Annotated in this window: 13 protein-coding genes; 6 read left to right on the forward strand and 7 right to left on the reverse strand. The window is 70.0% G+C overall.

Annotated features, from left to right (window positions below; translation table 11 throughout):
• Positions 1 to 29: 29 nt before the first annotated feature.
• On the forward strand, positions 30 to 932 hold the full coding sequence (locus tag ACGFJ2_RS21050) for a hypothetical protein (RefSeq protein WP_393470573.1): 903 nt from the start codon (positions 30 to 32) through the stop codon (positions 930 to 932).
• Here the strand turns inward: ACGFJ2_RS21050 and ACGFJ2_RS21055 are convergent.
• Positions 904 to 1,425 carry a gamma carbonic anhydrase family protein gene (locus ACGFJ2_RS21055; RefSeq protein WP_357938848.1) on the reverse strand — a complete coding sequence of 174 codons (522 nt, stop codon included), beginning with the start codon at positions 1,423 to 1,425 and terminating at the stop codon, positions 904 to 906. The two genes, ACGFJ2_RS21050 and ACGFJ2_RS21055, sit on opposite strands and share 29 nt — an antisense overlap.
• Positions 1,426 to 1,572: 147 nt before the next feature.
• Here ACGFJ2_RS21055 and ACGFJ2_RS21060 point away from each other — a divergent pair, with 147 nt between their 5' ends.
• Positions 1,573 to 2,646 carry a hypothetical protein gene (locus ACGFJ2_RS21060; RefSeq protein ID WP_393470576.1) on the forward strand — a complete coding sequence of 358 codons (1,074 nt, stop codon included), beginning with the start codon at positions 1,573 to 1,575 and terminating at the stop codon, positions 2,644 to 2,646.
• Positions 2,647 to 3,010: 364 nt separating this feature from the next.
• On the opposite strand, the gene ACGFJ2_RS21065 is transcribed toward ACGFJ2_RS21060, so the two are convergent.
• The 4 genes from ACGFJ2_RS21065 to ACGFJ2_RS21080 all read right to left on the reverse strand — a co-directional run bounded on the left by ACGFJ2_RS21065 (position 3,011) and on the right by ACGFJ2_RS21080 (position 5,578).
• A complete protein-coding gene (locus tag ACGFJ2_RS21065) occupies positions 3,011 to 3,250 on the reverse strand; it encodes a hypothetical protein (protein ID WP_357938852.1) in 240 nt (79 codons plus the stop codon).
• A 118-nt stretch (positions 3,251 to 3,368) separates the two neighbouring features.
• On the reverse strand, positions 3,369 to 4,121 hold the full coding sequence (locus ACGFJ2_RS21070) for a GntR family transcriptional regulator (protein ID WP_393470579.1): 753 nt from the start codon (positions 4,119 to 4,121) through the stop codon (positions 3,369 to 3,371).
• A 150-nt stretch (positions 4,122 to 4,271) separates the two neighbouring features.
• A complete protein-coding gene (locus ACGFJ2_RS21075; protein WP_358176170.1) occupies positions 4,272 to 4,691 on the reverse strand; it encodes a VanZ family protein in 420 nt (139 codons plus the stop codon).
• Between the two features lie 179 nt (positions 4,692 to 4,870).
• On the reverse strand, positions 4,871 to 5,578 hold the full coding sequence (locus tag ACGFJ2_RS21080) for a dienelactone hydrolase family protein (RefSeq protein ID WP_393470582.1): 708 nt from the start codon (positions 5,576 to 5,578) through the stop codon (positions 4,871 to 4,873).
• Between the two features lie 143 nt (positions 5,579 to 5,721).
• Between ACGFJ2_RS21080 and ACGFJ2_RS21085 the strand changes: the two genes are divergently transcribed.
• The 4 genes from ACGFJ2_RS21085 to ACGFJ2_RS21100 all read left to right on the forward strand — a co-directional run bounded on the left by ACGFJ2_RS21085 (position 5,722) and on the right by ACGFJ2_RS21100 (position 10,225).
• The gene (locus tag ACGFJ2_RS21085) at positions 5,722 to 6,519 is read left to right on the forward strand and encodes a 2-keto-4-pentenoate hydratase (RefSeq protein WP_393470585.1); all 798 of its coding nucleotides are present in this window, start codon (positions 5,722 to 5,724) and stop codon (positions 6,517 to 6,519) included.
• Positions 6,520 to 6,589: 70 nt separating this feature from the next.
• A complete protein-coding gene (locus tag ACGFJ2_RS21090) occupies positions 6,590 to 7,702 on the forward strand; it encodes an ABC transporter substrate-binding protein (RefSeq protein ID WP_393470588.1) in 1,113 nt (370 codons plus the stop codon).
• A 4-nt stretch (positions 7,703 to 7,706) separates the two neighbouring features.
• Positions 7,707 to 8,900, forward strand: a complete 1,194-nt coding sequence (kynU, locus tag ACGFJ2_RS21095; RefSeq protein WP_393470591.1) for a kynureninase — start codon at positions 7,707 to 7,709, stop codon at positions 8,898 to 8,900.
• Between the two features lie 161 nt (positions 8,901 to 9,061).
• The gene (locus tag ACGFJ2_RS21100; protein ID WP_393470594.1) at positions 9,062 to 10,225 is read left to right on the forward strand and encodes a serine hydrolase domain-containing protein; all 1,164 of its coding nucleotides are present in this window, start codon (positions 9,062 to 9,064) and stop codon (positions 10,223 to 10,225) included.
• A 15-nt stretch (positions 10,226 to 10,240) separates the two neighbouring features.
• Here the strand turns inward: ACGFJ2_RS21100 and ACGFJ2_RS21105 are convergent, their stop codons facing one another.
• Positions 10,241 to 10,615 (reverse strand): MmcQ/YjbR family DNA-binding protein, encoded by a 375-nt coding sequence (locus ACGFJ2_RS21105; protein WP_357938866.1) that lies wholly within the window; start codon positions 10,613 to 10,615, stop codon positions 10,241 to 10,243.
• An 11-nt stretch (positions 10,616 to 10,626) separates the two neighbouring features.
• The gene (locus ACGFJ2_RS21110; protein WP_357938868.1) at positions 10,627 to 11,670 is read right to left on the reverse strand and encodes a DUF2293 domain-containing protein; all 1,044 of its coding nucleotides are present in this window, start codon (positions 11,668 to 11,670) and stop codon (positions 10,627 to 10,629) included.
• Positions 11,671 to 11,684: the final 14 nt, after the last annotated feature.

An 11,684-nucleotide genomic window follows, 5' to 3' on the forward strand; every position in this document is an offset into this window, starting at 1 on the left:
AACGGGCTTTACCCGGCAGAATGTCCGCTATGAGGGCAACGCTAGTAGGGGTTCTGTCGGTCGTGGGTGCGCTCGCCGGGTGCGGTACGGCCACCTCGGTGCAGCCGTCCCCCACCGGCCCCGGCGTCCTGACCCTGAAGGAGGCCTTACCCCCCAAGCCCGGCGGAGAGGTGGGCTCGGCGTCGGACGAGTTCGACACCGCCAAGAATCTGGCGGTGTGGAGCAAGCTGAGCGACACCGAAAAGGACCTCGATCGGATCGCCAAACTCGATGTCAGTACGACCACCAAGGGCTCGCTGTATTTGGAGCCCAAGGTTTCCGCCTGGTTCGACGGCTTCCGGGGCCCGTTCGTCTACCAGGAGCTCGCCGGGGACATCGTCATGCACGCGCGGCTCAAGGTCGAGGGCAAGAAGGGCGCCACGCCCACGCGGAAGTTCTCGCTCGGCGGCCTGATGGCCAGGGTGCCCAACTCGTACGGGAGCGCGAATTGGCTGTCGTTGACCACCGGCACGGCCGACACGAGCGGCCAGCTGGAGATGACGTACACCAGGAACGGCAGTTCCGCGCCGAAGGAGGCCAAGGTCAAGACCGGCTGGGTGGAGCTCGTCCTGGCCAGGGTCGGGACCGTCGCGGTGGCCCTGTACAAGGAGGACGGCGGCGCCTGGAAGGTCGGCCAGCGCTGGCCGGCCCAGCTGCCCGAGGTGCTGCAGTGGGGCATGACCGCCTACACCGACTGGAACAGCTACAACACCCTCAAGAAGGACCCCGCCAAGGGCAACGCCCAGCAGGTCAAGGGCACGCCCGACGTCAAGATGACCGTCGACTTCGTCCGGTTCCTCCGGCCTGAGCTGCCCGACTACGCGGACGCGCTCAACACCGCCTCGGTGCCGGACGACGTCCTGATCAAAGTGCTGACGCCGTCCGGTGCCTGAGCGCCTTGGCCTGGTAGTTGTCCGGCGTGCGGGCGAAGCTCGCCCGGTCGTCGTCGGTGAGCTCGCGCACGATCTTCCCCGGCACCCCGGCGACCAGCACCCCGGCCGGGATCTTCTTGCCCGGACCGATCAGGGCGCCGGCCGCGACCAAGGTGCCCGCGCCGACGCGGGCGCCGCCGAGCACGATCGCGCCGATGCCGATCAGCGCGCCGGCCTCGACATGGGCGCCGTGCACCATGGCCTTGTGGCCGAGACTGACCCGGTGCTCCAGGACCGCCGGCTCGCCTGGGTCAGAATGGAGGCAACACAGATCCTGTACGTTGCACTCCTCGCCGATCTCTATCCGCTCGTCGTCACCCCGGAGAACGGAGCCGTACCAGATGCTGGACGCCCGGCCCACCCGAACCCTGCCCACCACGACGGCGCCCGGCGCGATGTACGCCTCGGGATGAATGTCCGGGACTGCTCCGTTGTCCAATGCTGCGATGTACACCCGTCACATCGTAATTCCCGCCCCAGGTCTGGTGTTCCGGTTGCGGACGTGGGCAGATGGCAGGAAAGTCGATTCCTGACGTCTCGCCGCCAGACCCTTACAAGCCGCCGGTTTCCCCCGCCTCACGCAAACCCTTAGGTAACCCCCATGACAAACCAGCACGAGAGCATTCCCGATCTGATGCAAGAGGACACCTTCGAAGTCGTGATGCGCGGCTACAACCGCCGTCAGGTGCACGACTACATGATCCGTACCCGTAACCAAGTCCGAGATCTGGAAGAGCGGCTGGCGCGGGCGATCGACCAGGCCGAACAGGGCCGTGTCGAGCTGGCGGAGGCCAGACGGCGCATGGTGGAGGCGCCGCAGAGCTACGAGGACCTCAGCCCCAGGCTGGCGCAGATCCTCCGGCTGGGCGAGGAGGAGGCCGCCGCCAAGAAGGAGGACGCGGAGGCCGAGGCCATCAGCGTGCGTGACGCCGCCAAGTCGGAGGCCGACCGGCTGGTCTCCTCGGCACGTGAGACGTCGGACAACATGCTCACCTCCGCCCAGTCGGAGGCGGAGCGGCGCGTGGGCGAGGCGACGGCGGCCGCCGAGCGCATGCTGGCCCAGGCGGGCGCCGACGCCGAGGAGAAGCTGACCAGCGCTCGCACCGAAGCCGAGGACACCCTGCGCGAGGCGCGGGCCGAGGCCGACAGCGTGCTCACGGCCGCCAAGCAGGAGGCCGAGCAGCTCGTCGCGTCCACGACCGCGGAGGCCGAGCGGACGCTCGCGAACGCTCGCGCCGAGGCCGAGTCGACGCTGGCGTCGGCGCAGCAGCGGGCCGATTCGCTCGATGAGCACGCGGGGCGTCGCGTCGAATACCTGAGCAACACGCACACGGAGGTCGTACGGAGGCTGACCGAGATCAGCTCCGTGCTCGGCGACCTCATGCAGACCGAGGGCAAGGCGGGCCCGCTCATCATCGAGCCGCCCACCGCGCCCGAGCCCGCCGCTCTGGAGGCCGCTTCGCAGGAGGACCAGGAGACCCAGCAGGTCGACCAGGTTGCCCAGGTTCAGGAGTTCCAGGAGGTCCACGAGCCGGAGCACGTTCCGACGCCGCAGGATGAGGTGCGGGTCATCGTCGAGGACAACCCGGCCGAGCGGACGGCGGAGGTCGAGCGGCCCGTCTCCGACGACACAGACGTCGACATCATCGGCCGCCTCTCGGACGTCCGCCGGTAGCCGTCGGCTGGCGCTGATGCGGTGACCACGGTCCGTCACATGACCGTCTCGATCGGGTGTGACGGCCCGTGGTGGCCGGGGTCCCTTGGGAGGGATGCCCCTCCAGGGGCGGAAGACAGTGGCTGGGGTCCCCACGGGGGAGCGGTAGAACGGATGCCCGGCGAACTCGAAGGGCCCCGCCCGATGTGGCGGGGCCCTTTTCACGTCCCACGGGCGGAAGCCCCCGCCCCCGATCGGGTCGGAGGCTTCCGCGATCGTGGCCCCTATGGGGGCCCGGTGCCGGGGCCGCCGAGTCGCTGGACCCGGCACCGGGCTGCTCGCGAGCGTCCGCGGCGCACCGCCGGAGCGGTCCGTCGCGACGCTGTCACGGAGGCGCGGGACCGGCTCGCGGCTCGTGCTCGTCGGCCCTGCTCTCCTGGTCCCGGAGTTGCTCGCGCAGGCTCTCCGGGTCGTCGGCGTCGATGGTCATCGCACACCCGGCCTCGCGCTGCGCGGCGCTGAGCGGGTGATGTCGCGTGGCCCACCAACGGCCGGCGTCGCTCCGCCAGATGGTCCACAGCGCGAACTCCCGGGCGATGTCGGCTAGATGCCGATCAAAGGACATCTGATCATCCCTCCGGGACCCGCGCAGGTTCCATCTCCTTGAAGCCTGCGTCACATCTCTAGAGAAGGCAATGATCGCAAGGGACAGGTCAACCTATCGCTTGACATTTCTGCTTGACCTAGGCGTCGAAGTCGTACTGAAGTACGTACGCCGCCGAGTCCAGCACCATCTCGTTGAGCTCGACGGGCTGGCCGTTCGCGGTGTAGGCGGTCCGGGTGATCACGATCACCGGAGTGCCGCCGGGCAGGTCGAGCAGCCCGGTCTCACGCGGTCCCGGCATCCTGGCGCGCACTTCTTCGGTGAAGTGGGCGGGTGGCAGGCCGAGATCGCGCAGCCGCGCGTACACGCCGCCCGGTCCCGTGTCGGGAGCGGTGATGGCGCTGCCATCGACCAGGCCGGCCGGGAAGTACGACGTGGCCAGTTGCACGGGCCGGGCGTCGACCGAGTAGCGGCGCCGCCGTACCCACACCTCGCCGCTTTCGAGGACGCCCGCGACCTCCTCGCGCGCCCGCTCGCGCGCCACCTCCACCTCGTCCACGGTGAAGGGCCGGCCGCGGGTGTCGGCGTCCCAGATGGTGCGGCCCTGACCCCATTGCTCACGGGAGAGCCGGCGTGAGCCGTGCCGGCGTATCGGTTTGAACAGTCGCACGTAGACCCCCGAGCCTCGCTTCGGTACCGCCAGCCCCTCGTTGATCAGTACGGCGAGCGCCTGCCTGGCGGTGGCGCGGGCGATCCCGTAGTCGGCCATGAGCGTGTTCTCGCCCGGTAGCCGATCCCCGTCGCGCAGTTCGCCGGACAGGATCCGGGAGCGGAGACCGTCGGCGATGCGTCGATAGATCGGGGGTTCGTGGGATACCGGGACTTCAGACACGTTCGACCACCCTCTGTCACCAACCCGTATGGCGTCTCCAGAGAACTTGCCCCGTCTTGTCCACGATCGCACAGATAAGGGGGATGGTCGCGAGCTTCTTTTGAGCGAATCATGCCCATGTGGTGAAGTCGGTGGGGTTTCAGCGGACCGTTATCTTGGAACGGTCCCGGCCACTACTCGGCTCGCCCACCAGCGGCGAGTAATCAGCGCGGCGAGCACGGCTCCCACGGTGTTGACGATCACGTCGTCGATGGAGGAGAGACGGCCCAGCCGCAGGCCGTACTGGAGGGCCTCCACGGTGATCGACGCGACGGCCGCGACGGCGGCGACGCGGGCCGTCGACGCCAGCCGCGCGGTGCGTACGGGCAGCAGCGCGCCGAGCGCCGCGAAAACCAGCAGATTGCCTCCCACCTGCACCAACACGGTCTCCCAAGGGGCGCTGAGCACGTCGGCGAGGTCCCTGAACGGCACGAGACTGACTCCGCTCTGACCGCTTGCCGGAGTGAGGATCATCCACACCCAGGGGGCCGTTCCGACGGCGATTCCGATGTCGGCCAGGGCGGTGCGCACGGGTGCCGGATGGCCCGCTCGGGCGCGGTGACGGGCGAGGAGCAAGATTGCCAGTACGGCCAATGGCAGCGCAAAGGTACCAGCAATAATGACGGTTCCCCACAAATCCCACGTCCGAGCCATCGGACCATGATGGCGGCCGTCCCGAGGTACGGGAACCTGTCCCTCGGGATAGGTGCCTACGAGCGCGCGGGCAAGTGGTCGGCGAGGAAGGCGAGCGCGACCTGCCAGGCCCGTGCGGCGGGCTCCGGTTGGTGGAACATCGGCGACTCGCTGTTGTGGAAGGCGTGCCCGGCCTCCTCCTCGACGTGCATGAGCACGTTGGCCCGGCCCGCCGCGGCCTGTTCGACCGTGGCCACCTGGTCGCGCGGGATGTACGGATCGCTGCCGCCGAACACCAGCAGCAGAGGCGAGCTGATGCGCTCCATCAACCCGGCCGCCTCGGGCACGGCCGAGCCGTAGAAGGACAGTACGGCGTCGAGCTCGGTCTGGGTGGCCAGCATGAACGCGAGCGAGCCGCCCAGGCAGAACCCGAGCGCCCCGCAGCCGCCGCTCACCTCGGGCAGTTCGCGCAGCCGGGCGAGGGTGAGCGCGCAGTCGGCCACGGCCTGCGGGACGTCGAAGCGCCCGGCCAGTTCGATCGAGGCGGCCGTGCCCTCGGGGGTGTGCTCGCCGATCCAGTTGGGCTGGAGCCGCCAGAACAGGTCGGGCGCGGCCACCACGTAGCCGAGGTCGGCCAGCTCCTCCGCCACCTTCGCGATGTACGGCCCGACGCCGTAGATCTCCTGGATGAGCAGGATGCCGGGCCCGCTGCCGCTGTCGGGCAGCCAGACGTGGACGTCGAAGGAGCCGTCGTGGGCCGTGATGCGTTCTGTGCGCTTCTGCATGGAGTCAAGGATGGCGATCCGCGGGTAGTTGTGCAGCAAGACGGGCCGGTGTGGCACAGATCGGCTATGTACGGCATGGCGCCTGGAGCCGCCGGAGGAGACGATGCTAGAGACATTCCACGGCCTACCCAAGGAGCAGCCTGATGCAGGACGAATGGTCAGCGGCGGTAGACGCCCGTGCCCACGCGGCCGACCGGTTGGCCGAGGCCGCGCGCTCGGGCAAGCCGTGCGCTCCCGTCAGAGACATGGTCAGCACCGCCGCCGAGGGCTACGCCGTACAGGAGATCAACACGCGGCGGGCGCTGGAGGCGGGGCGGCGGGTGGTCGGCAGGAAAGTGGGTGTCACCAACCCGCTGATGCAGAAGCAGTTCGGCATCGACGAGCCAGACTTCGGCATGCTTTTCGCGGACATGGCCTACCTCGATGGGCTTCCTATCCCGGTGGAGCGATTTCTGCAGCCGCGGGCCGAGGCGGAGGTCGCGCTGGTGTTCGGCCGTGACCTGGTCGGCGGGCCTTTCACGGCGGCCGAGGTGATCAGGGCGGTGGAGTTCGCGCTGGTGGCCATCGAGATCGCGGACTCCCGCATCGCCGACTGGGACATCACGCTGGCCGACACGATCGCCGACAACGCCTCCGCGGGCGCGTACGTGCTGGGCAACACGCCGGTCTCCCTGATGGGCCTGGATCTGCGGGGGGCCGCGATGACGATGACGCGCGGCGGCCAGGAGGTCTCGGCCGGCTCCGGCGCCGCCTGCCTGGGCCATCCGCTCAACGCGGCCGTATGGCTGGCGAGCCGGGTCGGCCGGACCGACCGCGCGCTGCGGGCCGGAGACGTGGTGCTGACCGGCTCGCTCGGGCCCATCGTGCCGATCGGGCCGGGCGACGACTTCGAGGCGCACGTCGACGGCCTGGGGTCGGTCCGCGCGGTGTTCTCCTCATGAAGCCGCGCGCCGTCTTGAAGCCGGGGGCGCTGCCGAGTCCTTCCCGGCCCGGGGCTTGAGGGGAGCGCCGGTGCGCGGGCCACTCCTCGGACTGGCGGTGGTGCTGATGGCGGCGGGCTGCGGTGTCTCGCCCACGCTGGAGTCGGAGCCGGATCCCACGCTCAAGGTCGGCGCGATCATCTCGCAGACCGGGGTCTACGCCGTGCTCGGCGACGACATGGAGGCGGCCATGCGCCTCTACCTGGACCAGCACGGTGGCAAGCTGGGCGGCAGACCGGCCACGCTGGTCGTCGCCGACGACGCGGGCAACCCGGAGAAGGGGCAGCAGCAGGCCAGGTCGCTCATCGCGCGCGATCGGGTGAGCGTGATCACCGGTCTGCTCGCCTCGCCGGTCGCTGTGTCGGTGGTCAAGGAGGCGGCCGGCACGCCGGTGGTGATCGCTAACGCCGGCGCCGACGAGCTGGGCGGGCCCGGCGTCTTCCGGGTCTCGTTCACCAACCACGCGCACGGCTACGCGGCGGGCAGGTACGCCGCCGAGCGGTACGGCAAGGCGGGGGTCGTGCTGATGGCCTCCGACTACTCGGGGGGCACCGAGACGCTCGACGGCTTCACCGAGGGCTACGGGGTCAAGCCGCTCAAGCGCATCCTCACCCCGTACGGCAAGAGCGAGGATCTGACGCCCTATTTCAAGCGCATCCCGCCGGACGCCAAGCTCCTGTACGCCTTCTACGCGGGCGGCGAGGCGGTCACGTTCGCCAAGACCTTCAAGCAGCTCGGCTATGACACCAAGATCGACCTGCTGGCCTGCCAGAACCTCGCCGACGAGGACGTGCTCGAAGCCATCGGGGCCGACGCCGAGGGGATGACCAGCGTCGGACTCTACTCACCGGCGCTCACCACGCCCGAGAACGCCGCCTTCGTGGCCACCTGGAAGGCCAAGACGGGCCGGAACCCGTCGGCCGTGGCGCTGCAGAGCTGGGACGCCATGCGGCTCATCGACCGGGCGGCCGCGCTGGGTGGCGACCTGTCCACGGCGCTCGGCCGGGTGGGCGACCTGGCGAGCCCGCGCGGCACGTTCCGGCTCGACCCCACGACGCACAATCCGGTGCAGAACTGGTACGTGCGTAGGTATGAAAATGGAATCAATCGGGTAATCGCCACGATTCCCCCAGAAAGGAAGTAATCGCGTGCTGGATCGCGACCGCTGCCTCGCCCTGGACGCCGAGGATCCGCTGCGGGACTTCAGGGACGAGTTCGTGCTGCCCGAGGGCGTCGTCTACCTGGTGGGCAACTCGCTCGGCGCGCTGCCCCGCCGTACCTCCGAACGGGTCCGGCAGGCCGTCGAGGACGAGTGGGGCGGGCACCTCGTCGGCGGGTGGAACCACGCGGGATGGTACGCCCAGCCGCTCACCACGGGCGACCGGCTGGCCCCGCTCATCGGTGCGGGCCCCGGCCAGGTCGTGGTGGGCAACACCACCTCGATCGCCATCTATCAGGCGGTCGCGGCCGCGACGCGGCTCCGGCCCGACCGGCGGGTGATCGTCTCCGACGTACGGAACTTCCCCACCGACCACTACATGGTCCAAGGGCTGGCCAGGACACTGGGCTACGAGGTCCGCGACTTCGCCGAGGGCCGGTTCGACGACGCGGCCGTGGTGCTGCTGTCCGAGGTCGACTACCGCACCGGCGCCCGCCACGACGTGGCCGCGGTGACCGAGCGGGTGCACGCGGCCGGGGCGCTGATGGTGTGGGACGTGTGCCACAGCGTCGGCGCCATGGAGGTGGACGTCTCGATGGCCGACTTCGCGGTCGGCTGCACCTACAAGTACCTCAACGCCGGTCCCGGCGCGCCCGCGTTCCTCTACGTGAACCCGCGCCACCAGGCCGACGCCGAGAACATCCTGTCCGGCTGGCACGGCCACGCGGAGCCGTTCGCGTTCGAGCGGGACTTCCGGCCGGCCGAGGGGATCAGGAGGTTCGCGGTCGGCACCCCGCACGTGCTGTCGTTCGCGGCGCTGGAGGCGGCGCTCGACGTGTGGGAGCGGGTGCCGATGCGCCAGGTCCGGGCCAAGAGCGTCGCGCTGACCTCACTCTTCATCGACCTGGTCGGCGACTCGCTGGAGCTGGCCTCGCCGCGCGCGGCCGCCGAGCGGGGCAGCCAGGTCAGCTTCTACCACCCCGACGGCTATCCGGTGATGCGCGCGCTCATCGACCGGGGCGTGCACGGCGACTTCCGCGCGCCCGACATCCTCCGCTTCGGCTTCGCGCCGCTGTACACCCGGTTCGTGGACGTGTACGACGCCGCCGCCGTCCTGGCCGAGGTGCTGGAGAAGGAGCTCTGGCGGGAGGAGAAGTACGCCCAGCGGCTCGCGGTCACCTGAGCGAGTCACCTGAGCGAGTCACCTGAGCGAGTCACCTGAGCGGCCGAGTGCCTCCCTCTCGGGAGTGAGGCGGAAGATCGCCTGCGTCGGCGATCCGGCCGGAGGGCGCGATCGACAGGATTGAGGCAGTCGAATTACCGCCTCTCACCTGGAGATATCCCATGAAGCGCACCTATGCCGCCGCTCTCGTCCTTTCGGCCGCCCTCACAGCCGGGGCCTTCATGGGTACACAGGCCGCGGCTGAGGTGGGGGTGCCGCCCATCAACGCGGCGGCGTTGCGGAAGAGCATCGAGGGCCTGCCCGCCGCCGACGCCACTGCGGCCGACGTACGGGTGAGCGGCTCGGCGGGCTCGTGGCAGGGCGTGTCCGGCGTGACGGACCTGCGGACGAAGCGGCCCGCCAAGGCCGGGGCCCGGTTCCGGGCGGGCAGCGTCACCAAGACCTTCACGGTGTCGGTGGTGCTCCAGCTCGTCGCCGAGGGCAAGCTGTCGCTCGGCGGCACGGTCCAGGAGTACCTGCCCGGCCTGCTGCCCGCCGACTACCCGGCGATCAAGGTCGGCCAGCTGCTCAACCACACCAGCGGGCTGCCCGCGCCCAAGGTGAGCGATGACTTCGCCGACATCTACGCCACCCGGTTCGAGAAGTGGACGCCCGAGGAGTACGTCGCCAAGGCGGTGGAGAACCCGATCGAGTTCACGCCCGGCAGCCAGCAGCACTACCTGAACACCAACACCTTCGTCGCCGGCCTGCTCATCGAGAAGATCACCGGGCGTTCGTACGAGCACGAGGTGACGACCAGGATCCTGCGGCCCGTCGGCATGACCGACAGTTACCTGCCGGGCACCTCGGTCCGCATCCGGGGCAGGCACAACCAGGGCTACCAGACCGTGCCCCAGGGCTTTCCCGACGCGATCAAGTACGGCGCGGGCTACCTGGTGAACATGACCACGACCAGCGTCACCTCGACCTGGGCCTCGGGTGACCTCATCTCCACCACCGCGGACCTGGAGAAGTTCGTCAAGGCGCTGTTCAGCGGCAAGGTCGTGCCCGCCGCGCAGCTGGAGCCGATGTTCACGGTGCCGCCGGTGAAGGCGTACGGCGGCAAGGGCGACGCCGTCTACACCTCGGGCCTGGCCAGGATGGAGCTGCCCGGCGGCCTCGTGGCGTACGGCAAGACCGGCGCCAGGTGGGGCAGCGCGGCCGGCATCGGCGCCACCCGCGACCTGAGCCGCACGCTCGTCTACTCGGTCAACTCCACCGACGCCAAGAGCTCCGGCCAGAACCAGCGCGCCCTCGCCATCGCCCTGGCGGCCTTCTCCAAGTGAGGCAGGCGCGGGTGATCAGGTCTCGCCGTCGAGCACCTTGATCGCCCGCTTCGGCGCGATAGCCCGGTAGCTCTCCTCGACCCAGTCGAGCAGCACCTCGGTCTCGGGCAGCTCGGCCAGGAACGGCACCGACACCCACCCGGCCTTGCCCAGCCCGTAGCCGCTGGGGGCGGCTCCCTCGACGGTCAGCGCGTGGCCGCGCGCCTCGGACAGCAGCTTCACGGTGAAGGACGGGTCCCACTTCTCGCTCTGCTCGTCCATGCCGAGAAAGACGAACACCTTCTTGTTCACCTTGACGACTGTCTCGCCCCACGGATGGTCCTCGTGCGTCTCCGGCAGCCCGAGCGCGAACACCCGCAGTCGCTCCCGTACGTCCTGCCAGTCATCCATGCCTACGGACGCTACCCAACGCGCCGGAACTCGGCCAGCTTGGCGTCGATCCGGTCCCTGATCAGCTCGCGGGCCTCCATGCGCGGCACCCCCGACATGAGCAACTGGTCGTAGTCGGTGTCGAGGTGGCGGATCGAGGCCACCACGGCCAGCGTGATCGCGTTCTCGTCGAGCACCTTGGCCGCCGCCGTGCGCCCGACCCGGCCGCTGCCGCGCTGACCGGCGTGGGCGGCCACTTCCTGGGCCCGCGCGGGCGGGCAGCCGGGGAAGAGCCGGGCGATCTCGGCCGCCATCCGCGCCTGGTATTCGACGTCCTGGTCCGCCCGGCGCTCCCGGTCGCGCTCGCGGCGGCGCAGCCGCACCTCCTCGTCGGCCAGGCAGCGTTCCTCCGCCGCCGCCCTCGCCTGCTCCTCGACCAGCAGCCCCTGGCGCTGGTAGACCTTGCGCCGCCGGTTGTACTGAACGACCACCGCCGACAGGCCGCTCTCCTGCTTCGCCCGGCGGCTGAGGGCCGCGTTGCCCGACGGCAGGAAGACCAGATGGTCCATGTCCGCGCAGGTCAGGCAGTGGGGCTCGTCCTCTTCCATGATCAGATAAGGGCCCGTGTCGCCGCAGGTCGCGCACGTCCAGGCGTTGAGCGGGGCCACCACCACCAGGTCGGGCGCCTTGCTCTGCCGCTCGGTGAGCTGCCGCACCCGAGCCTCGCTGAGGTCGGGGGAAAGCCAGTGGACGCGGAACGCCTCTTGCCCGTGGTCGGCGGTGAAGCGCAGCTCGCGGCGGTCGCGGCTGCCGGAGACGTAGGGGGTCTCCACCGGCCGGAGCCCTTTGGCGGTCGCCCAGTCCTTCAGCAGCGCGGCGGCCATGACCAGCCGGTCGTCGTCGACAGGCGCCAGCTCGGCCAGCGTGGCCGCGCGGCCCTGCCGCCAGGTGTCGACGTGCCGCGACTGCACCCAGCGCAGGCCGGTCACCACGTCGATGAACGTCACGTATTTACGGCTGGCCAGCGCGATCTCGGCGGCGTCCGCGACCCTGCGGGCCAGATTCGGCTTGCTCATCGCTCCAGTCTCCC

This window comes from Nonomuraea sp. NPDC049028, from assembly GCF_043197735.1.
Classification (GTDB): domain Bacteria; phylum Actinomycetota; class Actinomycetes; order Streptosporangiales; family Streptosporangiaceae; genus Nonomuraea.